At 70.7% G+C, this 22689-nt stretch carries 16 protein-coding genes and 2 pseudogenes; 11 read left to right on the top strand and 7 right to left on the bottom strand.

The window, feature by feature from the left end:
• From treS to glgB, 3 genes and pseudogenes are all read left to right on the top strand, one after another.
• A partial coding sequence (gene treS / locus ADL12_RS10325) for a maltose alpha-D-glucosyltransferase (RefSeq protein ID WP_062700803.1) occupies positions 1-1234 on the top strand: 1234 nt, incomplete at its 5' end.
• Positions 1235-1319: 85 nt separating this feature from the next.
• Positions 1320-2777: a maltokinase N-terminal cap-like domain-containing protein gene (locus tag ADL12_RS10320; RefSeq protein ID WP_062700802.1), complete on the top strand. Its 1458-nt coding sequence runs from the start codon at positions 1320-1322 to the stop codon at positions 2775-2777.
• Positions 2774-5499, top strand: a pseudogene (glgB, locus tag ADL12_RS10310) (1,4-alpha-glucan branching enzyme). The gene ADL12_RS10320 and the pseudogene glgB overlap by 4 nt, the downstream one beginning before the upstream one ends.
• A 195-nt stretch (positions 5500-5694) precedes the next feature.
• Here the strand turns inward: glgB and ADL12_RS10305 are convergent.
• From ADL12_RS10305 to ADL12_RS10290, 4 genes are all read right to left on the bottom strand, one after another.
• A complete protein-coding gene (locus ADL12_RS10305; protein ID WP_062700799.1) occupies positions 5695-7911 on the bottom strand; it encodes a HelD family protein in 2217 nt (738 codons plus the stop codon).
• A 168-nt stretch (positions 7912-8079) separates the two neighbouring features.
• Positions 8080-8394 carry a thioredoxin family protein gene (locus ADL12_RS10300; RefSeq protein ID WP_062700811.1) on the bottom strand — a complete coding sequence of 105 codons (315 nt, stop codon included), beginning with the start codon at positions 8392-8394 and terminating at the stop codon, positions 8080-8082.
• Between the two features lie 14 nt (positions 8395-8408).
• The gene (locus tag ADL12_RS10295; RefSeq protein ID WP_062700797.1) at positions 8409-8795 is read right to left on the bottom strand and encodes a MerR family transcriptional regulator; all 387 of its coding nucleotides are present in this window, start codon (positions 8793-8795) and stop codon (positions 8409-8411) included.
• Positions 8796-8824: 29 nt separating this feature from the next.
• Entirely contained in the window at positions 8825-9343 is a 519-nt protein-coding gene (locus ADL12_RS10290; RefSeq protein ID WP_208614514.1) for an Lrp/AsnC family transcriptional regulator, read from the bottom strand.
• A gap of 45 nt (positions 9344-9388) precedes the next feature.
• Here ADL12_RS10290 and ADL12_RS10285 point away from each other — a divergent pair, with 45 nt between their 5' ends.
• Both ADL12_RS10285 and ADL12_RS10280 read left to right on the top strand, forming a co-directional pair.
• A complete protein-coding gene (locus ADL12_RS10285) occupies positions 9389-10300 on the top strand; it encodes an NAD-dependent epimerase/dehydratase family protein (RefSeq protein ID WP_062700807.1) in 912 nt (303 codons plus the stop codon).
• A 1-nt stretch (position 10301) separates the two neighbouring features.
• On the top strand, positions 10302-11198 hold the full coding sequence (locus tag ADL12_RS10280) for an aldo/keto reductase (protein ID WP_062700795.1): 897 nt from the start codon (positions 10302-10304) through the stop codon (positions 11196-11198).
• A gap of 376 nt (positions 11199-11574) precedes the next feature.
• Here the strand turns inward: ADL12_RS10280 and ADL12_RS10275 are convergent, their stop codons facing one another.
• Positions 11575-12960: a cation:dicarboxylate symporter family transporter gene (locus tag ADL12_RS10275; protein ID WP_062700793.1), complete on the bottom strand. Its 1386-nt coding sequence runs from the start codon at positions 12958-12960 to the stop codon at positions 11575-11577.
• A 307-nt stretch (positions 12961-13267) separates the two neighbouring features.
• On the opposite strand from ADL12_RS10275, the gene ADL12_RS10270 reads away from it, so the two are divergent.
• From ADL12_RS10270 to ADL12_RS50075, 4 genes are all read left to right on the top strand, one after another.
• Positions 13268-14497 (top strand): NAD(P)/FAD-dependent oxidoreductase, encoded by a 1230-nt coding sequence (locus tag ADL12_RS10270; RefSeq protein ID WP_062700791.1) that lies wholly within the window; start codon positions 13268-13270, stop codon positions 14495-14497.
• A gap of 30 nt (positions 14498-14527) precedes the next feature.
• A complete protein-coding gene (locus ADL12_RS10265; protein ID WP_062700789.1) occupies positions 14528-15424 on the top strand; it encodes an RNA polymerase sigma-70 factor in 897 nt (298 codons plus the stop codon).
• 128 nt (positions 15425-15552) lie between these two features.
• Complete coding sequence (locus ADL12_RS10260) at positions 15553-17283, top strand: sensor histidine kinase (protein ID WP_079051955.1); 1731 nt, start codon at positions 15553-15555, stop codon at positions 17281-17283.
• Entirely contained in the window at positions 17280-17984 is a 705-nt protein-coding gene (locus ADL12_RS50075; protein ID WP_079051953.1) for a response regulator, read from the top strand. Before ADL12_RS10260 ends, ADL12_RS50075 begins: the two co-directional genes overlap by 4 nt.
• A gap of 226 nt (positions 17985-18210) precedes the next feature.
• Here the strand turns inward: ADL12_RS50075 and ADL12_RS58080 are convergent.
• Positions 18211-18477 (bottom strand): annotated as a pseudogene (locus ADL12_RS58080) (tetratricopeptide repeat protein); the annotation flags it as partial.
• A gap of 1640 nt (positions 18478-20117) precedes the next feature.
• Positions 20118-20672 carry a hypothetical protein gene (locus tag ADL12_RS10245; protein ID WP_062700786.1) on the bottom strand — a complete coding sequence of 185 codons (555 nt, stop codon included), beginning with the start codon at positions 20670-20672 and terminating at the stop codon, positions 20118-20120.
• 27 nt (positions 20673-20699) lie between these two features.
• Here ADL12_RS10245 and ADL12_RS10240 point away from each other — a divergent pair, with 27 nt between their 5' ends.
• Positions 20700-21572 (top strand): 5'-methylthioadenosine/S-adenosylhomocysteine nucleosidase, encoded by an 873-nt coding sequence (locus tag ADL12_RS10240; protein WP_079051952.1) that lies wholly within the window; start codon positions 20700-20702, stop codon positions 21570-21572.
• A gap of 100 nt (positions 21573-21672) precedes the next feature.
• Positions 21673-22689, top strand: a 1017-nt coding sequence (locus tag ADL12_RS10235) for an NB-ARC domain-containing protein (RefSeq protein ID WP_244187863.1), incomplete at its 3' end; no start/stop codon positions are given.

Genomic DNA, 22689 nt, shown 5'->3' with positions numbered 1-22689 from the left:
CCGCATCATCTTCGTCGACACCGAAGCCTCCAACTGGACCTTCGACCCGGTCCGCAAGCAGTACTACTTCCACCGCTTCTTCTCCCACCAGCCCGACCTGAACTACGAGAACCCGACCGTGCAGGAGGAGATCCTCTCGGCACTGAAGTTCTGGCTGGACCTGGGCATCGACGGATTCCGGCTGGACGCGGTGCCGTATCTGTACGCGGAGGAAGGAACGAACTGCGAGAACCTGCCCGCGACCCATGAGTTCCTCAGGCGGGTACGGAAGGAAATCGACGCCCAGTACCCGGACACGGTGCTGCTGGCGGAGGCCAACCAGTGGCCGGAGGACGTCGTCGACTATTTCGGCGACTTCCCCAGCGGTGGCGACGAATGCCACATGGCCTTCCATTTTCCCGTCATGCCGCGGATCTTCATGGCCGTACGACGGGAATCGCGCTACCCGGTCTCGGAAATCCTCGCCAAGACCCCGGCCATCCCCTCCGGCTGCCAGTGGGGCATCTTCCTGCGCAACCACGACGAGCTGACCCTGGAAATGGTCACCGACGAGGAACGCGACTACATGTACGCGGAGTACGCCAAGGACCCGCGGATGCGCGCCAACATCGGCATCCGGCGCAGGCTGGCTCCGCTGCTGGACAACGACCGCAACCAGATCGAGCTGTTCACCGCCCTGCTGCTGTCGCTCCCCGGCTCGCCGATCCTCTACTACGGCGACGAGATCGGAATGGGCGACAACATCTGGCTCGGCGACCGCGACGCCGTCCGCACGCCGATGCAGTGGACCCCGGACCGCAACGCGGGTTTCTCGTCGAGCGACCCGGGGCGGCTGTTTCTGCCCACGATCATGGACCCGGTCTACGGCTACCAGGTGACGAATGTCGAGGCCGCCATGGCCTCCCCGTCCTCGCTCCTGCACTGGACCCGCCGGATGATCGAGATCCGCAAGCAGAACACGGCCTTCGGACTCGGCTCCTACACCGAACTCCAGTCGTCGAATCCGGCCGTGATCGCGTTCCTGCGCGAATACGAGGACGATCTCGTCCTCTGCGTGAACAACTTCTCCCGGTTCGCGCAGCCGACGGAGCTGGATCTTCGGCGGTTCACCGGACGCCACCCGGTCGAGCTGTCCGGCGGGGTGCGATTCCCGGCCATCGGTGAGCTGCCGTACTTGCTGACCCTCGGAGGCCACGGCTTCTACTGGTTCCGGCTCCGCAAGGACGCCGCCTGACAGCCCGGGCGGGGCGGTTTTTCCCGCCCCGCCCGGGGCACGCATCAGTAACACCCCGACCGGCCCGGGGAAAGGACGTGACGCCATGTCGAAAGCCGTCACCCGCACCCTTACGACCCCTCCCGGCCTCCTTGCGTCGCTGGACCCGCTCCTACGGGAGTGGCTGCCACGGCAGCGCTGGTTCGCGGGCAAGGGGCGTCCGGTCACCGGGTTCTCGCTGGTGGCGGCCACCGAGTTGCTGCCGCCCGGCGGCAAGCTGGGCCTGTACCACCTGCTGGTGCGCGCCCATCAGCCGCTCGCGCCCCTGACGGGCGCCCCCGAGCAGCCCGCGGACTGCTACCAGCTCCTCATAGGGGAGCGTGAGGCGTTGCCGCCGCGGCTCGCGCCCGCGCTGATCGGACACGTCGCCGAGGGCCCGCTCGCCGGACGCACGGTGTACGACGCCCTGTACGACCCCCGCCCCACCGAGCTGCTCCTGGAGGCGCTGCGCACCGGGGCCCGGATCGGCGCGCTGCGTTTCGAGCGGGACGAAAGCCAGGAGATCCGGTCCGGTCTGGTACCGCGCCTGGTCACCTCGGAGCAGTCGAACTCGTCGGTCGTCTACGGCGATACGTTCATCCTGAAGCTGTTGCGCCGGATCGTGCCCGGCGTCAATCCCGACCTGGAGCTGCCGTTGGCGCTGGCCCGCGAGAGCTGCGACCGGGTGCCCGCGCCCACGGCATGGATCGGGGCGGAGCTGTCCGGCGAGTCGTATGTGCTGGGCGTGCTCCAGCCCTTCGTGCAGGGCGCGGCGGACGGCTGGGAGCTGGCGCTGCGCGAGCTGGCCAAGGGCGAGGACTTCGCCGCCGCGGCGCGGGCGCTCGGGCGCGCGACCGCCGAGGTGCACATGGCGCTGGCCCGCACCCTGCCGACGGTGACTCTGGGGCACGCGCAGGTGCAGCAGCTGGTCGACGGCATGGTCGAGCGGCTGGACGCGGCCGCGCAGGCGGTGCCCGCGCTGCGGCCGTACGCGCCCGGACTGCGTTCCGCCTTCGAGGCGCTGTCCGGCCTCGCCGCCGAAGGCTGCACCTGGACCGCCCAGCGCATCCACGGTGACCTGCACCTCGGGCAGTGCCTGCGCTCGCCCGCGGGGCAGTGGTGGCTGATCGACTTCGAGGGCGAGCCGTCGAAGCCGCTGGCCGAACGGCGGATGCCGCAGCCGCCGGTGCGGGACGTCGCGGGGATGCTGCGTTCCTTCGACTACGCCGCCCACTCGGCCGACCCTCCGATACCCGGCTGGGCGGACACCTGCCGGGCGGCCTACTGCTCCGGATACGCGCAGGTCAGCGGAGCCGATCCGCGGACCGATCCGGTGCTGCTGCGCGCGTACGAGACCGACAAGGCGATCTACGAGGTCGTCTACGAGGCCCGCCACCGCCCCGACTGGCTCCCGGTACCGCTGTCCGCCATAAGCCGCCTCGCCGCGGACATCGGCACCCCGTCCCCCTCCACACCCCCCTCCACGTCCCCATCCCCACCTTCGCCTAGGAGGCCCCGCCCGTGACCCCCCGCACCACTCCCTCCAGCGGTTCGGATCCGAAGGAGACGGCCGAGAAGCCGGCCGAGCAGACGAGCGTCGCGAAGAAGGCGACGACGAAGACGGTGAAGGCCGCCGAGAAGGCCGCGGAGGCCATGAAGAAGGGGACGAAGAAAGCGGCGTCGAAGAAGACGGCCGCCAAGAAGGCTCCTGCCAAAAAGGCAGCCGCCAAGAAGACTGCTGCGAAGAAAACGGCCGTGAAGAAGACGGCCACGGAGAAGACGACAGGGGAGAAGACTGCCGCGGAGAAGGCCACGGCGAAGAAGACGGCCGCCAAGAAAGCCGTCGCGAAGAGCACGGCGGCGAAGAGCACCCCCGCGAGCAAGGCCGCCGCGAAGAAGATCCCCGCGCAGAAGGCCACCGCGAAGAAGATCCCGGCGCAGAAGGCGCCCGCCCGGAAGCCCCCGGCGCAGGTGGTGACCGCCGAGAAGGTCACCGCACCACACTCCGCCCCGCTGCCGGAGACGCCGGTGGCCGTCTCCCCGGCCCTCGACTCCGTCGACCGCGACCGCCTCCTCAGCGGCACCCACCACGCCCCGCACTCCGTGCTCGGTGCGCATCCGGTGCCCGGCGGGGTCGCCTTCCGGGCCTTCAGGCCGTACGCCCTGGCGGTCACCGTCGTCGCGGGCGACCTGCGGGCCGAACTGCACGACGACGCGGAGGGGTTCTTCTCGGGGCTGCTGCCGCTGCGGGACGTACCGGAGGACTACCAGCTCCTCGTGGCGTACGAGGGGTCGGTCCAGGAGACCGAGGACGCGTACCGTTTCCTGCCCGCGCTGGGCGAGCTGGACCTGCATCTGATCGGTGAGGGACGGCACGAGGAACTGTGGCGGGCGCTCGGCGCCGAGCCGATGACGCACCAGGGCGTGACCGGCACCCGCTTCACCGTGTGGGCGCCGAACGCGCGGGGCGTGTCGCTGGCCGGCACCTTCAACTTCTGGGACGGCACGGGGTATCCGATGCGTTCGCTCGGCGGCACCGGCGTCTGGGAGCTGTTCGTGCCCGGCATCGGCGAGGGCGAGCTGTACAAGTTCGAGATCACCCGGCCGGGCGGCTCGAAGACACTGCGCGCCGACCCGCTGGCCCGCCATACGGAGGCCCCGCCCAACACGTCGTCCATCGTGCACACCTCGCAGCACGAGTGGGGCGACGCGGCGTGGCTGGCGCGGCGCGCGGAGATCCCGACGCACGAGGCGCCATTCTCCGTGTACGAGGTCCATCTGGCCTCCTGGCGCCCAGGACTGACGTACCGTCAACTCGCCGAGCAGCTCCCCGCGTACGTCAAGGACCTCGGCTTCACCCACGTCGAGCTGATGCCGGTCGCCGAGCACCCCTTCGGCGGCTCCTGGGGCTACCAGGTCACCGGCTTCTACGCGCCCACGGCCCGCCTCGGTACGCCGGACGACTTCAAGTTCCTGGTCGACGCCCTGCACCAGGCCGGGATCGGCGTCCTGATGGACTGGGTGCCGGCGCACTTCCCGCGCGACGACTGGGCGCTGGCCGAGTTCGACGGCCGTCCGCTCTACGAGCACGAGGACCCGCTGCGCTCCGCGCACCCCGACTGGGGCACCCTGGAGTTCGACTTCGGGCGGCGCGAGGTGCGCAACTTCCTTGTCGCCAACGCCATTTACTGGTGCGAGGAGTTCCACATCGACGGGTTGAGGGTGGACGCGGTTGCGTCCATGTTGTACCTGGACTACTCGCGTGAGCCGGGCCAGTGGGTCCCGAACGAGCACGGGGGCCGGGAGAACCTGGACGCGGTGGCGTTCCTGCAGGAGATGAACGCGACCGTGTACCGGCGGGTGCCGGGGGTCGTGACGATCGCGGAGGAGTCCACGGCCTGGGACGGCGTGACACGACCGACGCACGTGGCGGGCCCGGGCGGATTCGGGGGCCTCGGCTTCGGGCTGAAGTGGAACATGGGCTGGATGCACGACTCGCTGGCGTACATGGCCAAGGAGCCGGTCCACCGCAAGTACCACCACAACGAGATGACCTTCTCGACCACAACGAGATGACCTTCTCGATGGTGTACGCCTACAGCGAGAACTACGTCCTCCCCATCTCCCACGACGAGGTGGTGCACGGCAAGCGGTCGCTGGTGTCGAAGATGCCGGGCGACTGGTGGCAGCAGCGGGCCAACCACCGCGCCCATCTGGGCTTCATGTGGGCGCATCCCGGCAAGCAACTGCTCTTCATGGGGCAGGAGTTCGCGCAGGGCGCCGAGTGGTCGGAGGCGCACGGGCCGGACTGGTGGCTGCTGGACCCGGCGTACGGGGCGGAGCCCGACCACCGGGGCGTTCGCGACCTGGTCCGCGACCTGAACACGGTCTACCGCCACACCCCGGCCCTCTGGCAGCGGGACACCGACCCGGCCGGCTTCCAGTGGGTGGTCGGGGACGCGGCCGACGACAACGTCTTCGCGTTCCTGCGCTTCGACGCGGAGGGGGCTCCGCTGCTGGCGGTGTCGAACATGTCGCCGGTCGTGCGGGACGACTACCGGCTCGGGGTGCCGGAGGACATCCTGGCGTGGCACGAGGCGTTGAACACCGACGCGGCGCGCTACGGCGGCAGCGACGTGACGAACCCCGACCCGATCAAGCCGGAGGCCCAGCCCTGGCATGGCCGCCCGGCCAGCATCCGACTGACGTTGCCGCCGTTGGCGACGGTGTGGCTGCGCCCTGCCTAGTTTTTCGCCCCCGCCGCCCCTACCCGTCCCATCCCCCAGGGGCTCCGCCCCTTCGACCCCGCCAGGGGGCTCTGCCCCCTGGACCCCCGCTCCTCAAACGCCGGAGGGGCTGGATTTCAGCCCGTCCGGCGTTTGAGGACGAGGCCCGTTCAGCGCCGAAGCGGGGGTCTGGGGGCGGCGGGGGCGAGACAAGCGTCAGGCGGTGAGCAGCGCTTTCGGAAGGCGGCCGGTGTGCAGCACCCCCAGCCGCTGGGTGGCCCGCGTCAGCGCCACGTACAGGTCGCTCGTGCCGTACAACCCGGGTTCCACGACCAGCACCGAGTCGAACTCCAGCCCCTTCGACTGACGCGGGTCGAGGAGTACGACGGTCTGCGTGAGGTCGGGTTCCGCGCCCGCCGTCACCCCGTCCAGCCGCGCGGCCAGCGACCGGTGCAGATGGCGCGGCGCGATGACCGCGAGGCGCCCCTCCGCGGGGGTCAGTTCCTCGACCGCCTTGGCCACGGCGCCGGGCAGGTCGTCGGTGGCCCGGATCCACGGCCGTACGCCCGTCGACCGCACCGAACTCGGCGGTTCGAAGTCGGGGTTCTCGGCGCGCACCACGGCCGCCGCCAGCTCCATGATCTCGGACGGCGTGCGGTAGTTGACGCCGAGGCGGGTGTGCTCCCAGCGGTCCTCGACGTACGGCTCCAGGATGCCCGCCCAGGAGCCGACACCCGCCGCTTCCGCGGTCTGTGCCGGGTCGCCCACCAGCGTCATCGAACGGGTCGGGCTGCGCCGCATCAGCAGCCGCCACGCCATCGGCGACAGCTCCTGCGCCTCGTCGACGATGATGTGCCCGAACGCCCAGGTCCGGTCGGCCGCCGCCCGCTCGGCAGCGCTGCGATGGTCGTCCTCCTCCTGGCGTTCGGCGAAGCGCTCGGCGTCGATGATGTCGTGCGCGGACAACACCTCGCTGTCCTCGTCGTGCTTGTCCTCGAACTCGTAGGTGCGCGAGGCGTACGAGACGTCCAGCACGCCCTGCGCGTACGCCACCTGCGTCTCCCGCTCGCGCTCCGCCCGCGCCCGCGCCACCCGCTCGTCCACGCCGAGCAGTTCGGCCGCCTCGTCGAGCAGCGGTACGTCCGCCACGGTCCACGCCCGCGTCACCGGCCGGCGAATCGCGGCCACGTCCTCGTCGGGGAGGTAGCCGACCGGGTCGGCGAGGAAGTCCGCGACCAGGCGCTGCGGGGTGAGGCGAGGCCACAACTGGTCGATGGCCGCCCACACTTCGGGGTTCTCGGCGAGCTCGTCGCGGATCTGGGTGATGTCGGCGGGGTCGAGGAGGCTGGAGCCGTCGTACGGGTCGGTGCCGACGCGCTCGGCGTACAGCTCGGTGAGCGTGTTGAGGATGTGGCCCTCGAAGTGCTCGCGCGCGACGTTGTGCGGCAGCCGCGCCGCGCGGGTCTTCTCGCGCGCCACGTTCACCAGGCCGTCGTCGAGCATCAGGACCTCGCGGTCGTGCTCGATCGCGATCACCGGATCGGGCAGCGCCTGCCAGTCGCGTACGACCTCGGCGAGTACGTCCGCCATGTCGGCGCGCCCCTTCACCGCGGCGGCCTCGCGGGTGTCGGTCGCGGTCGCCTTCACGCCGGGGAACAGCTCGCCGACCGTGGCCAGCAGGACGCCGGTCTCGCCGAGCGAGGGCAGGACCTCGCCGATGTAGCCGAGGAAGGCGGGGTTGGGGCCGACGATCAGAACCGCGCGCTTGGCGAGCAGTTCGCGGTGCTCGTAGAGGAGATACGCGGCGCGGTGCAGGGCGACCGCCGTCTTGCCGGTGCCGGGTCCGCCCTCGACCACGAGTACGCCGCGGTGGGGCGCCCGGATGATCTCGTCCTGCTCGGCCTGGATGGTCTGCACGATGTCGTGCATGCGGCCGGTGCGCGCGGCGTCGAGGGCGGCCAGCAGCACGGCGTCGCCGGTCGGGTCCTCGTGGCCGGTCCGCTCCTGGTCCCCCAGGTCGAGGATCTCGTCGTGCAGGGCCGTGACGGTACGGCCGCTGGTGGTGATGTGCCGCCTGCGCCGCAGCCCCATCGGGGTGTGGCCGGTGGCCAGGTAGAAGGGGCGGGCGACGTCGGCCCGCCAGTCGATGAGGATCGGCGTGCGCTCGGCGTCGTCGGTGCGCAGGCCGATCCGGCCGATGCGGTGGCTGACGCCGGAGGCCAGGTCGATCCGGCCGAAGCACAGCGAACCGTCCACGGCGTTCAGCGCGGCGAGCAGCCCTGAGCGCTCGGCGACGAGGATGTCCCGCTCCAGGCGGGCCTGCATGGGCGTGTTGCCCTGGGCGAGAGCGTCCGTGACGGAGGTCTCGGTGTCGCCGCGCAGCGCGTCCACGCGGGCGTACAGGTCGTCGATGAATTCCTGCTCGCGCCGCATTTCACCGTCTTGAAATTCGGTGTTTGACAATTCCGCTCCCGGCCGGATATACTGTGCTCACTGAACTTCTCCGCGACCCAATTTCCTTGAAGTCGCGAACCATTGAATATACGCAAAGAAATCCCCCGAGCGCAATTGCTCGGGGGATTTCTTTGTTCCGGACCGGGCTCAGAGGACGTCGGACAGCTCCTCCAGCAGCCGCCGCTTGGGCCGGGCACCGACCATCGACTTCACGGGCTCGCCGCCCCGGAACACCATGAACGTCGGCATGGACAGCACCTTGTACGTGTTGGTGGTCTCGGGGTTGGTGTCCACGTCGAGCTGGACCACCTTCAGCCGATCGCCCGCCTCCTCGGCGAGGGCGCTGAGCACCGGTCCCATCTGCCGGCACGGCGGACACCAGTCGGCGGTGAACTCCACCAGCACCGGCAGCTCCGCCCCGATCACCTCCGTCTCGAAGTCCTCGTCCGTCACCTCTGCCACGCCCGCGGCCTTGATCACAGCTTCTGCCCTCCCAGTTCGCACAACGGCGGTTCCCCCTCGGCGAGCGCCAGCCGCAGGCCGATCTTGGCGCGCACGGCCTGCAGTTCCCCGATCAGTGCGTCGAGTTCGTCCAGCTTGCGCCGGTAGACCGCGAGCGAGGCAGGGCACGTGTCGCCTTCCGGATGCCCGGCCCGCAGACACTCCACGAACGGCCGCGTCTCCTCCAGGTCGAACCCGAAGTCCTGGAGCGTCCTGATCTGCCGGAGCAGCTTCAGGTCGCTCTCGTCGTACGTCCGGTAGCCGTTGCCGCTGCGCCGCGCGGGCAGCAGCCCTCGCGACTCGTAGTAGCGCAACGTGCGCGTCGTGGTCCCGGCCCGTGCGGCCAGCTCGCCGATTCGCATGCGTACGAACGTAATCCTTGACGCCGACGTCAGGGCAAGCGCGGCAGGAGCGGTTTTCTGCGCACCGGGGAGGACAGCACGATCGAGGTCGTCGTACGGCCCAGCGCCGAGGTCTGTTCGAGGACCTCCTCCAGGTGGGCGGTGTCCTCGACGGCGACCTTGAGGATCCAGCAGTCCTCGCCGACGACGTGGTGGACCTCGGTGATCTCCGGGCGGTCGAGCAGCTCCAGGGTGCGGGGGTGTTTGAGGGTGTAGCCGCCGTGCGGGTTGACCCGGATGAAGGCCTGGATGCCGTAGCCGAGCCGGGCGGGGGCGACATGGGCGCCGTACCCCGTGATCGCGCCCGCCGCCTCCAGTCGCCGTACGCGCTCGGTGACGGCGGGCGGGCTGAGGCGCACCCGGCGGCCCAGCTCGCTCAGCTTGATCCGGCCGTCGGTCTGGAGCAGTTCGAGGATCTGCCGGTCCAGGGCGTCGAAGGCCACCGATGTTTCGCTGGTCGCCGGGCGCAGATGCCGTGGTTCTTTCGGCACGGCGGCCTGATCTCCCATCTCTTCCCCTTCAGGACGTGGTGCGGGGCCAGGAGAATTATGGTCATGCGAAAGGCACGAGAGGTACTGGTCATCGGCGGCAACCGCTATTTCGGCAAGCGGCTGATCGCACGCCTGCTGGCCGCCGGGGACCGGGTGACGGTCCTCAATCGCGGATCGTCGGCGCCACCACCGGGCGTGACCCATCTTGTCGCCGACCGGAGTGACGAGAAGTCCCTGACGGCGGCCCTGGGTTCACGGACGTTCGACGCCGTGGTCGACCAGGTCTGCTACACCCCGCGCCAGGCGGAGATCGCCCGCCGGGTCTTCACCGGCCGTACCCGTCGTTATGTGCTGACGTCGACGGTGGAGGTCTACGAGTACGAGGACTCGATCGCCCCCGTGCGCGAGACGGACGTGGATCCGCTGGGCGTGGCCGTCGACCTCGAACTCCCCTGGTACGACCCGGAGTTCCTCGACACCAACTACGGCGAGGGCAAGCGGCAGGCGGAGGCCGTCCTCGCCGCCGGCCCGGACTTCCCGTACGCGGCGGTGCGTGTCGCCCATGTGCTGGGCGGGGACGACGACTTCACGGGCCGTATGACCCACTACGCGAACCGTATCCGCGCCGGGGAGCCGATCGCCGTGCCGGTGGTGAACCACCCGGCGACGTACATCCATGTCGAGGAGATCGCCGACTTCCTGTTCTGGGCGGTGGGCCAGGACTTCACGGGGCCGGTCAACGCCGCCTCGCACGGCAGGCTGACCACCGAGGACCTGTGCGACGCGATCGCCGCGCACATCCCGGACGGCAAGGCCGTCTTCCGGCACGTCGAGGTCGGCGAGGTCTCCCCGCTCTCCTTCACCCGCGCCTACGGCATGGACAACTCCCGGGCCGTACGGCTGGGTTTCCGTTTCACGCCCGTACGGCAGTGGCTCCCGAAGGCCGTCGCCGAGACCCTCGGAAAGGAGGGCTGACGTGCGGTACCGCACCCTTGGCGCCCGTCGTGTGAGTGCGATCGGCCTCGGCGTGATGCCGCTGTCCATCGAGGGCCGACCCGACGACAGGCGCGCCCTGGCCACCGTGCACGCCGCCCTGGACGCGGGGGTGACGCTGCTGGACACGGCGGACTCGTACCATCTGCCGGGCACCGAGCCCGGTCACAACGAACTCCTCGTCGCCCGCGCGCTGGCCGCGTACGGCGGCGACACGGACGGCGTGCTGGTGGCCACCAAGGGTGGCCGGGGCAGGCCGGCCGACGGCAGCTGGACGGTGAACGGCGACCCGCGCCACCTCAAGGCGGCCGCCGAGGCCTCGCTGCGGCGGCTCGGCGTCGAGGCGATCGGGCTCTACCAGTTGCACAAGCCCGATCCGGCCGTTCCCTTCGAGGAGTCGGTCGGCGCGCTGCGCGAGCTCCTCGACGCGGGCAAGATCCGCCTGGCCGGCGTCTCCAACACGGACGTGGACCAGATCCGCGCAGCCCACCGGATCCTCGGCGACCGCCTGGTGTCGGTGCAGAACCAGTACTCGCCCGCCGTACGGGACAGCGAGGCCGAGCTGCGGCTGTGCACGGAGCTGGGGCTTGCGTTCCTGCCGTGGAGCCCGCTGGGCGGCATCTCCCGCAGCTCCCTGGACGGGCCGGCGCGGACGGCGCACGAGCCGCGCTTCGGCGCCTTCCGTGCCGTGGCGAGCGCCCGCGGCGTCAGCCCTCAGCAGGTGTGCCTGGCATGGCTGCTGGCGCGGTCCGCTGCCGTGATCCCCATTCCGGGGGCGAGCCGTCCGCAGACGATCCGGGATTCGGCCGCCGCGGCGGACCTGGTGCTGGGCGCGGAGGAGCTGGCACGGTTGAACGGTGCGACGGTTGGGGTCGGTTGACGCCCCGGCTCGGCCGCGTGTGGGCCTGCGCGTCGAGGTACCCGTCGGTCAGCACCGACAGTCCGGCGACGCCGGCAGCGAACCGCACACGCCGGCGCCGCTCCTGTAGTCACGCCCCGCGGACGCCTGGGCCGGCGCCACGCCGGTCTTCCGGTAATGCCGTCAGGCGCACGGCAGTTGCCGTGCGCCTGAGGTGGAGAGATTCCGACCGGGCGGCTGAGAGACGGGGGAGCATCCCAGCCGCCCGGAGTGTGATGGCCGGACGCCCGGCCCCGGTTCAGGAGGGGCCGGACGTCCGGAGCGAGGAGGGCCGCAAGGCCCCGACGGGCGCGGGGCACTGAGCCCCGCGTTCTCCGCGGCTCGCCCAGCGGAGCGCCTACGCCTTGGCGAGTTCCTTCTCGTCGCCCTGTTCCGACGCCTCGGCCGGGGCGCCGTGGCCGTCGTTCTGGAGGGTCGCCTCGTCGAACGGGAGCTGACCGGCGAGCACCTGGTCGACGCGGCCGCGGTCGATCTCCTTGGTCCAGGTACCGATCAGGACGGTGGCCACGGCGTTGCCCGCGAAGTTCGTCAGAGCGCGGGCCTCACTCATGAAGCGGTCGATGCCGACGATGAGGCCGATGCCGTCCACCAGGGCCGGCTTGTGCGACTGCAGACCACCGGCCAGCGTGGCCAGACCCGCACCGGTGACACCGGCGGCGCCCTTGGAGGCGACCAGCAGGAAGAGCAGCAGCGGGATCTGCTCGCCGATCGACATCGGCGTACCCATGGCGTCGGCGATGAACAGGGACGCCATGGTCATGTAGATCATGGTGCCGTCGAGGTTGAAGGAGTAGCCGGTCGGGACGGTGATGCCGACCACCGGCTTGCTGACGCCCAGGTGCTCCATCTTCGCGATGAGGCGCGGCAGCGCGGACTCGGAGGAGGAGGTGGACAGGATCAGCAGGAACTCACGGCCCAGGTACTTGAAGAGCGTGAAGATGTTGAGGCCGGAGACGATCCGCAGCAGCGCGCCGAGCACGATGAAGACGAAGAGGAAGCAGGTGATGTAGAAGCCGAGCATCAGCACGGCGAGGCTCTTGAGCGCGTCCACACCGGCGGAACCGGTCACGGCGGCGATGGCGCCGAAGGCACCGATCGGCGCGGCCCACATCACCATGGCGAGGATGCGGAAGACGAGCCGCTGGATGTGCTGCACACCCCGCAGGATCGGCTCCCCGGCCGAGCCCATGGCCTGCAGCGCGAAGCCGGCGAGCAGCGCGACGAGCAGGGTCTGCAGGACCGTTTCCGAGGTGAAGGCGGAGACCATCGTGGTCGGGATGAGGCCGAGCAGGAACTCGGTGGTGTCCTTGGCCTCGGCGTCGACCTGCTCGTGACCGGCGTCCTTGACGGCGTCGGTGATCTGCAGACCGGTGCCCGGCTCCAGGATGTTGCCGACGACGAGACCGATACCGAGGGCGACCAGCGACATCACGAGGAAGTAGCCGAGCGCGATACCGCCGACGGCACCGACCTTGGCGGCCTTTCGCACCGAGCCGATGCCCAGGACGATCGTGCAGAAGATGATCGGCGAGATCATCATCTTGATCAGGTTCACGAAGCCGGTACCGATGGGCTTCAGCTCGACCGCGAAGTCGGGCGCGACCAGGCCCACGGTGATACCGAGGGCCACCGCGATGATCACCGCGATGTAGAGGTAGTGCGTGCGGTCCCGCTTGGTGACGGGTGCGGCAGGTGCCGTATCGGGGGATTTGGCGGCGGCCACGGCTGCCCTCCTTGACGTCTTCGTCGGTATCACCGGCGTGCGGCTCACGTCCGGGGTGGGGGTTCGCTGACGGGGAAGCGCGCCCCGGGGAGCAGGGGTCGTACTCCAAGCGATGCGGTGACTATCTCCCGCCGTGTGAGGGCGGTCACCCTTCCGTTCATTTAGTTCACCGTCCGCTTACGTGCCGAGCCCAGACCTGTGGAGTGAGCCGAGCTCAGCTCCGTGGAGTGATCTGAGTCACGTCCTGTCACAACGATCGGGGCCGCGGTGTCTTGAGGTCGAACCCCCTGGAACCGGAGGAGGCACCATGACCGAGAACAGCAACGTCATCGTGATCGGCGGCGGATACGCGGGTGTCATGGCGGCCAATCGCCTGACCCGGCGCGACGACGTGACCGTGACCCTGATCAATCCGCGCTCGGCCTTCGTCCACCGGATCCGCCTGCACCAGCTGGTGGGAGGGTCCGACGACGCGGTCGTCGACTACCGGGACCTCCTGGCCGAGGACGTCCGGCTCGTGGTCGACAGCGTGACGCGGATCGACGCGGCCGAGCGCAGCGTGAGGCTGGCGACCGGAGGCACGGTCGGCTACGACTACCTGGTCTACGCGGTGGGCAGCGGCAGCGCCGACCCGGACGTGCCCGGAGCGGCCGAGTTCGCCTACCCGATCGCCGGCCTGGAGGAGGCGCAGCGGCTGCGGCCGGTCCTCGACGCCGCGTCCGCGAAGGCCCCGGTGACGGTCGTCGGGGCCGGTCCGACCGGTATCGAGACCGCCGCCGAGCTGGCGGAGGCCGGCCGCGCCGTGACCCTGGTCTGCGGCGGGGTGCTCGGCCCGTATCTGCATCCGCGGGGGCGGCGCTCGGTCGCCGGGCGGATGGCCGCACTCGGGGTGACCGTGCTGGAGGGCCCAGGCTCGGAGGTGACGGCCGTGACGCGGGACGCCGTACGGCTCAGCGACGGCCGTACGCTGCCGAGCGAGGTGACCATCTGGACCGCCGGCTTCGGCGTGCCGGATCTGGCCGTACGCAGCGGGCTGAGCACCGACGCCCTGGGCCGTCTGCTCACCGACGAGACGCTGACCAGCGTGGACGACCCGCACATCGTCGCCGCCGGCGACTCGGCGGCGCCGTCGGGTCTGCCGCTGCGGATGAGCTGCCAGGCCGCGATACCGCTGGGCGCGCGGGCCGCCGACACGGTGCTCAGCCGGATCGCGGGTGAGCAGCCCTCGCCCCTCAACCAGGTGTTCGCCGGGCAGTGCATCAGCCTGGGCCGCGGCGCCGGCATCTTCCAGTTCGCCCACCGGTACGACGTCGCGCTGTGGTTCCACATCGACGGCCGCCCCGGTGCGAGGCTCAAGGAGTTCGTCTGCCAGGGCATCGTCAAGCATCTGGCCGCCGAGTCGCGCAAGCCCGGTTCGTACCGCTTGCACCGCGTCTCGGGCGGCACCAAGCGTCAGGAGCTGCTGCGGGCCGGACGCGGCGAGACCCCGGCCGCCGCTGAGGGCGGGACGCGGGCCACCGCCGAACGCGTGGCCTAGACCGCGCACGAACAGGGGAGAGACCCGGGCATGAGTGATCACGCCACCGATCCGGCGACCGAGGCCTTCGTCGCCCACCGCAACCTGCTCTTCACCGTCGCGTACGAGATGCTCGGCTCGGCGGCCGACGCCGAGGACGTGCTGCAGGAGACCTGGCTGCGGTGGGTCGAGGTCGACCTTGGACAGGTGCGCGACCAGCGCGCCTACCTGGTCCGGATCACGACCCGGCAGGCGCTGAACCGGCTGCGCACGCTGACGCGCCGCAAGGAGGCGTACGTCGGCCCCTGGCTGCCCGAGCCGCTGCTCACCGCGCCGGACGTGGCCCAGGACGTCGAGCTCGCCGAGAGCGTGTCGATGGCGCTGATGCTCGTCCTCGAGACGCTCTCCCCGACGGAGCGCGCCGTCTTCGTGCTGCGCGAGGTCTTCGAAGTCGACTACGACGAGATCGCGGCCGCCGTCGACAAGACCCCGGCGGCCGTCCGCCAGATCGCGCACCGCGCCCGCCGCCACGTCGACGCCCGCCGCCCTCGCGCGGCGGTCTCCGCGAGCGCGACCCGGGCGGCCCTGGAGTCGTTCCAGCGCGCACTGGCCACCGGGGATCTGCAGGGCTTCCTCGACGTGCTCGCCCCCGAGGTCGTCCTGGTGAGCGACGGTGGCGGCGTCAAGCAGGCCGCGCCACGGCCGGTGGTCGGCGCCGACAAGGTGGCCCGCTTCATCGTCGGCGGCACGGGCAAGCTCGAAGCCACGCTCACCACCGGCCTCACCGTGGTCAACGGCAACCCGGCACTCGTCCTGCGCCTGGACGGCGAGATCGACGGCGTCATGGCGATCCGCGTCGAGGACGCCCGCATCACCGGCCTCTACTACGTCCGCAACCCCGAGAAGCTGACCCGCGTCGAGTCGGAGACCCCGCTCACCCTGCGATGAGCACGGCGGGCACCGCCCGGTGAGCCCGGTGAGCCCGGTGAGCAGGCGGTGCCGCCCTTCATCCACAGGGGAAAGCAGTCGTCCACAGGGGGAAGCAGCCAAAATCGGCCATGGGGCAGACTGACGGCATGCGCATCTCCGTCCCGAGGCCCCGCAGCCTGGCCGGCCAGCTCTTCGCCATGCAGGCCGTGCTGATAGCGGTGCTCGTCGCCGGGTACGCGGTGTTCACCTACGTCAGCGACCGCGGCCAGGCCGAGGACGCGGCGCGCGGCCAGGCCATGGCGGTGGCCCAGTCGATCGCCGACGCCCCGTCCGTGGGGGAGGCGATCCGCACCCCCGACCCGACGGCCGAACTCCAGCCGTACGCGCTGCGCGTCCAGCACGACACCGGCGTCGACTTCGTCACGATCATGGACCCCAAGGGCATCCGCTGGACGCACCCCGACAAGGAGCAGATCGGCCAGCACTTCCGCGGCCACACGGAGCGCGCCCTGAGAGGTGAGCCGTTCACCGAGACGTACACCGGCACGCTGGGCCCGTCCGTGCGCGCGGTCGTGCCGATCTACGACGGTGGCACGGCCCCGAAGGACATCGTCGGGCTGGTCAGCGCGGGCATCAGGGTCGAGGAGATCAGCAAGCGGGTGCAGGACCAGCTGACGGCCCTGCTCGGGGTCGCGGCGGGCGCGCTCGCCCTGGGCGCGATCGGCACGTACGTCATCAACGCCCGCCTGCGCCGCCACACCCACGGCATGAACGCGGCCGAGCTGAGCCGGATGCACGACTACCACCAGGCCGCACTGCACGCGGTACGCGAGGGGCTGCTGATGCTGGACGGGCAGTACCGGGTGGCGCTGATCAACGACGGCGGGCGGGAACTGCTCGGGGTGGGCGGCGATGTGGTGGGGCAGTCGGTCGCGGACCTCGGCCTGCCCGCACCGCTGACCGGGGCGCTGCTGGCGTCCGAGCCCAGGGTCGACGAGGTGCATCTGACGGCGCAACGCGTGCTGGTGGTGAACACGTCCCCCGTGTCGGGCGGTGAGCGGCGCGGAACGGTCGTGACCCTGCGGGACGTGACCGAACTGCAGTCCCTGATGGGCGAGTTGGACTCCGAACGCGGCTTCACCCAAGCCCTGCGGTCGCAGGCGCACGAGGCGGCGAACCGCCTCCACACGGTCGTCTCGCTGATCGAACTCGGACGCGCCGAGGAGGCGGTGGACTTCGCGACCGCCGAGCTGGAGCTGGCCCAGGCACTGACGGACCAGGTCGTCGCGGCGGTGAGCGAGCCGGTGCTGGCGGCACTGCTGCTGGGGAAGACGGCGCAGGCCAACGAGCGGGGCGTCGAACTCGTCATATCGGAGGACAGCCGACTGGACGACAACCTGCTGCCGCCCTCCCTGCCGGCCCGGGATCTGGTGACGATCCTGGGCAACCTGATCGACAACGCGGTGGACGCCGCGCTGGGGAGCGTGCGGGGGCGGGTGACGGTGACGGCGTACACGGAGGGTGCCGAGCTGGTCCTGCGCGTGTCGGACACGGGGGCCGGGGTGGACCCCGCGCACGTGGAGGCGGTGTTCGAACGCGGCTTCTCGACGAAGCCGGCGGGTCCGGGCGGGCGAGGGCTGGGGCTTGCGCTGGTCCGGCAGGCGGCGCACCGGCACGACGGGACCCTGTCGGTGGCGGAGGCCGCCGGGGGTGGGGCGGAGTTCGAGGTGCGGCTGCCGTTGGGAGAGGGTGTGAAGCACGCGCCGGGTGCCGGGCCCTCGCCGGGCGCCGAGTCCGTGCCGGGCGGCGGGCCTTCCCAGCAGGCCGAGCCCGTGCAGGATTCCGAGGGCGCGGCGGTTTCGAGAGGTGACGTATGACGGGGCCGGCCGAGCAGGCGATTCGCGTCCTGGTCGTGGAGGACGATCCGGTCGCTGCGGACGCGCACGTGATGTACGTCGACCGGGTGCCGGGATTCGTCGCGGTCGGCAAGGCGCACACGGGCGCGGAGGCGCGGCGCGCGCTGGAGCGGACGCCGGTGGACCTGCTGTTGCTGGACCTGCACCTGCCGGATGTGCACGGGCTGCAACTGGCACGGTCGCTGCGGGCTGCGGGCCATCACGCGGACGTGATCGCGGTGACGTCGGCACGGGATCTGGCCGTGGTGCGCGAAGGGGTGTCGCTGGGGGTCGTGCAGTACGTACTGAAGCCCTTCACGTTCGCGACGCTTCGGGACCGGCTGGTGCGGTACGCCGAGTTCCATGCGGCGGTCGGGGAGGCGAGCGGCCAGGACGAGGTGGACCGGGCGCTCGCGGCGTTGCGGGCGCCGGGCCCTGCGGCACTGCCGAAAGGGTTGAGCGGGCCGACGCTGGAGCGGGTGACGGGGGCCGTGCGGGAGGCGGCGGAGGGGCTCACGGCGGCGGGGGTCGCCGAGGCCGTGGGGATTTCCCGGATCACGGCTCGGCGGTATCTGGAGCATTTGGTGGAGGCGGGGAGGGCTGAACGGAAGCCGGTTTACGGGCAGGTCGGGAGGCCGGAGCTGGTTTATCGGTGGGTGCCGGGGGGGGGGGGGGGGCGGTAGCCGCGGGGGCGTCGAAGTACGCGCGTGCCCAGGCGCGGGCTCTGGCTGCTTCCGCGAAGGCATCGGCTCGGTCGTAAGCGAAGGAGGCCTCCATCAGGCCCAGGAAGGTGCCGGCCCGAAGCAAGACGGGGTCGATATGCGCGGACCAGCCGGGGACGTGGGGGGCGACGGCGAGGTTCTGCAAGGCCTTGCCGGCCATGTACCAGTCCTCAGCCTCCTTGAACGCCTCGACCGCGCTACGGAAGGCCGCCACGGCGTCCTCCGGCCGGCCCGCCTCGCACAGGGTGGCGCCGAGGTTGTTCCATGCCGAGCCTTGGCCATGGCGTTCTTCGGTGGCCTGGTACAGATCGCAGGCATGGGTCAAGGCTTCGATCGCCTCGTCCGCACAGCCCGCCACCGACGCGAGATTGCCGAAGTGTTCCCACACGAAGGCCTGACCGTGCACGTCTCCGAGGGCCTCGTACAGGTCATCAGCCTGGAAAAACGCATCCATCGCGTCGTCCACCCGGCCCGCCTTCGTCAGGGCGAGACCGAGGTGATCCCACACACCGGCCTCACCCTTGCGGTTTCCGGCCACCTGATACAGGGCCCGGGCGCGCGTCAGGGCGTCGATCGCCTCTTCCACCCGGCCCGTCGCCCGCAGCGCGTTCCCGATGGAGTCCCAGGCGAGGGCCTCGTCGTGGTGACTCCCTGCGCAGTGAGCCACCTCCTGTGCGACGGTGGCCACGGCGTACAAGTCCTCGAAGTACCGTCGCCAGGACAGATACATCATCAGACATCGCCCGAGCCACCCCGCCGCCTGCGCGTGCTGCTCCTCCCGCCCCCACTGCACGGCCTCGAGCAGCCCCGCCCGCTCGGCGTCCAGCCACGCCAGCGCCTGGGCCCGGTTCTCGAACCTCTCCGGCACCGGATCCCCCGGCAGCCACCGCAGCCACTCATCGGCCGCGCCGGCGGTCAACAAGTAGTAGACCAGCACGAACCCTCGTGCCTTCTCCCCCTCTTCCCACACATCAGGGGCCGCGGACAGCCCCGCCCCGAACACCCGGACCAGGTCGTGCAACCGCCACCACCCGCGCCGGCTGCCCCGCTCGACAAGATGTGCCCGGGCCAGGATCTTCAAGTCCCGCGCGGCAGGAGTACCGCCCACGGCGAGCGTATCGATGACTACAGGGCTCGCCTCGGGCCCCGGCGCGAGGGCGAGCAGCCGCAGCAGCCGGGCCGGCCCGGGCGGAAGCCGACGGTAGGACAGATCGAAGGCGGCACGGACGCTGCGCTCACCGTCGTCGAGGTGGCCGAGACGGTCACGGGACTCGGCGAGTTCGCCCACGAGTTCCGCCACCGGCATGTCCCGGTCCTCAGCCAGCAGCGCGACCGCGATCTGCAGAGCCAGCGGCAGGTACCCACAGAGGGCGGCGAGCCGCTCGGCGGCATCGGCGTCGTCCCGGATACGGCTGTCCTGCGGCTCTGCGATACGCAGGGCGACGTCGAGAAGCTCCCCGGCGTCCTCGGGCGTCAACTGGTCCAAGGGCACGAGTCGCGCACCGAGTTGGGGCAGCCGGTCGCGGGACGTGATCAGGACGCGGTGCACAGCGCCGCCCGGGAGGAGGGGCCGTACCTGTTCGGGCGAGGAGGCGTTGTCGACCAGGATCAGCACCGAGCCCCGCCGGCTCGCCCGCTCGGCGAGGAGCGACCGGTAGAGCACCGCGCGCTCGTCGGCCGTGGCGGGGATGTGCTCCGGCTGGACGCCCAGAGCCCGCAACAGGGACTGGAGCGCCTGGTCCGCCGTAACCGGAACGTCGTCGTATCCGTGCATGTCCAGGAACAGCGCCCCACCCGGAAACCACCCCTCCGCCCGGGCCGCGTAGGCCGCCTCCACAGTCAGCGCCGTCTTCCCCACGCCCCCGAGCCCGGAGACGGCGGTGACGAGCACAGCCTTCGGGGCGCCGGCCGACGCGGTCGGGTCAAGAGCCTCCAGGAGCCGGGTCAGTTCCCCATCACGGCCGGTGAACCCTGCCGTTCTGGCAGGCAGGGCGTCCAGGGCGGTGGGCGCGGCAGCCGACTGGTGGTAGTCCGCCTTCCCGATGACGGTCCCTTGGAAGTAACCGCCCTGGAAGTCGACGTGATCCCGGCTGCTCATCCCAAGCTGTCCCCCGTCGACCTGAACGGCACCGCGTACAGAACGATGTACGCCCCCAACCCCGCCACCGCGAGCGCCTCGCCCACGGACAGGATCACGAGTCCCGGCGAGGTGCCACCCCCGGCCCAGTACACGACGAGCGCACCCAGCGGTACGACACAGAAGGCGAGCAGGTCGACCACGAGCTGCACGACCTTCCGAGACACTCTCCTGGTGTCCCCGCGATGGAAGTTCTCCCACCCGAAGGCGCCTTCCGCACCCGCGAGTTGAGCGAGCCGAGGCCCCAGCTCGTCCCGCAGATACCTCCCGATCGCCGAGATCTTCTCGTCGTTGACCAGATAGGTCCACCCGAGCACCACACACACCGGCGGCAACGCCAGCAGCATCGACGTCTGCTTGGCCTGCGCCGCCGCGGCGATGACGGCGGCGACGACGGCCAGCGTCACATAGAGCAGGTTGTCCCGGAACCCGATCCGCGCCTTCTGCTCGTCCTTCACGCTCTGGTACTCGGCGAGCAGCAACTGCCCTACGGTGACGTCCTGTTCCGGCACTCGATTCCCTTCCCCCGGCTGTAGGTTATGAGTGTGCCGGAGACTCAGCCCACTGCTCTTGTCCTGACCGCGCTCCCCCTCGAATACGCCGCCATCCGTGTGCACGTCGAGAAGCGGCAGGAACTCGTACACCCTGACGGGACCCGAGTCGAGAAGGGCCAACTGGCCAGTACTTCCTGGCATATTGCCATTGCGGAGCTGGGTATGGGCGCCGAGCGGGCGGCCGCTCTCACCACACAGCTCATCAACTGGCTGCATCCCGAGGCCGTGTTCTTCGTCGGTGTCGCCGGCAGTCTTAAGGACGACGTCGGAATCGGGGACGTCGTCGTGGGCACGCAGGTGTACGAGATCCACGGCGGCAAGCAGACGCCCGAGGGTTTCCTGGTCCGGCCGAAGGCCCTGCCGGGCTCGCACGCGCTGGAACAGGCAGCCCGTTCCGCCGTGCGGGACATGCCCGACGTACGGGCGCACTTCATGCCGATCGCCACGGGTGATGTAGTCCTGGCGGACTCCGAGTCCGAGATCGCCCGGCACCTCCGCAGGAACTACAACGACGCCGGCGCGATCGAGATGGAGGGCTCAGGGGCAGCCCACGCGGCCCATCTGAACGGCCGGTTGGACGCCCTGGTGATCCGGGGCGTCAGCGACCGCGCCGATGCCGGCAAGCGCGATGCCGACGCCTCGGGTGCGCAGGAACTCGCCGCCAAGCAGGCGGCTGCGGTGACGGTGGCCGTGCTGCGCAAGCACCAGCCCCGCAAGGGGTCCTCCGTTTCCTCCGACTCCGAGGAGGGTCCCCATCGACGCGGGGACAGCGGAGCGACGTACGGCGGAGACCACATCGACTTCCGGGGTGGCACCTTCTACGGTCCCGTCACCGGCAAGAGCGACGGGCGACGGTAGGGGCGGCAGGGGTACCACCCACGGCCCGGTCCCGCGAGCGACCGCCACACTCCCACCCCGCCCCCTGGGCTTCACCGGCCGATCGGCGGAGCTGGACCGCCTGCTCCCGCACCTCTCCCCCGACGAGGACGACACGGCCGCGCTCCCGCTCCTCATCTTCGCCGTCACCGGTATGGGCGGCATCGGCAAGACCGCACTGGCGGTGGAGGCGGCGCACCGAGCCCGTGGGAAGGGCTGGTTCCCGGGCGGGACGCTCTTCGTGGACCTGCGCGGGTACGACGACGACCCGGTTACGGCTGATCAGGCGGTGCTGGCGCTGCTCGATGCGCTGGGGGTACAGGACGGGGATCTGCCCGCGACGGCAGAGCGCCAGTACGACGCATACCGCGCGCTCCTCGCCGGACGACGGGACCGGATGCTGCTGATCCTGGACAACGCCTCGGACCCGTCCCAGTACCTGCCGCTGATGCCCGGGACGGACCACCACCGGGTGCTCATCACGTCCCGGGACCGTCCCGACGCCCTTCCGGTACGCCTGATCGATCTGGAGACACTCGCCCCGGAGGACTCCGTCGCCCTTGTGACCCGTGCCCTGTACGACACCGATGAGCGAGACGAACGCCCGGTACGGGAAATCGACACACTCCGCGAACTGACCAATCTATGCGGCCACTTGCCTCTGGCCCTCCAGATCGCCGCGGGGATGCTGCGTCGGCGACGCCATCGGGGTGTCGCCTCTCTCGTGGCCGAGATCCGGGACGCCGGGGACCCGACCACTGTCCTGGACCGTGGCAGCCCCGGAACGGACCTGTATGGACGCTCACTTGTCCTGCGTCCTGTGTTGGAGACCTCGTACCGGCGGCTGCCGCGCGACGAGGCCCGGCTGCTGCGCCTGCTCTGCCTTGCTCCTGGTGCGGAGACCTGTACGGAGGCGATCGCCGCGCTTACCGATCTCGACACGGGATCTGCGCTGTCGCTGTTGGAGAACCTGTCCGCCAGATATCTCGTCACGCCGGTGGGGGGCGGTAACGGGACGGCCTTCGCCGTGCGGTGGCGGTTACATGACTTGGTGCGGGTGTTTGGGGCGGGTGTGGTGGCGGGGGATGTGGGGTTGTGG

Source organism: Streptomyces regalis (assembly GCF_001509475.1).
GTDB lineage: Bacteria > Actinomycetota > Actinomycetes > Streptomycetales > Streptomycetaceae > Streptomyces > Streptomyces regalis.
This window is presented reverse-complemented; position numbering and strand designations above follow the sequence as displayed.

Coding starts and splice junctions, on each gene's coding strand:
- ADL12_RS10320 (WP_062700802.1), top strand. CDS start 1,320: ATGTCGAAAGCCGTCACCCGCACCCTTACGACCCCTCCCGGCCTCCTT.
- ADL12_RS10305 (WP_062700799.1), bottom strand. CDS start 7,911: ATGCGGCGCGAGCAGGAATTCATCGACGACCTGTACGCCCGCGTGGAC.
- ADL12_RS10295 (WP_062700797.1), bottom strand. CDS start 8,795: ATGCGAATCGGCGAGCTGGCCGCACGGGCCGGGACCACGACGCGCACG.
- ADL12_RS10290 (WP_208614514.1), bottom strand. CDS start 9,343: ATGGGAGATCAGGCCGCCGTGCCGAAAGAACCACGGCATCTGCGCCCG.
- ADL12_RS10285 (WP_062700807.1), top strand. CDS start 9,389: ATGCGAAAGGCACGAGAGGTACTGGTCATCGGCGGCAACCGCTATTTC.
- ADL12_RS10270 (WP_062700791.1), top strand. CDS start 13,268: ATGACCGAGAACAGCAACGTCATCGTGATCGGCGGCGGATACGCGGGT.
- ADL12_RS10265 (WP_062700789.1), top strand. CDS start 14,528: ATGAGTGATCACGCCACCGATCCGGCGACCGAGGCCTTCGTCGCCCAC.
- ADL12_RS10260 (WP_079051955.1), top strand. CDS start 15,553: ATGCGCATCTCCGTCCCGAGGCCCCGCAGCCTGGCCGGCCAGCTCTTC.
- ADL12_RS50075 (WP_079051953.1), top strand. CDS start 17,280: ATGACGGGGCCGGCCGAGCAGGCGATTCGCGTCCTGGTCGTGGAGGAC.
- ADL12_RS10240 (WP_079051952.1), top strand. CDS start 20,700: ATGAGTGTGCCGGAGACTCAGCCCACTGCTCTTGTCCTGACCGCGCTC.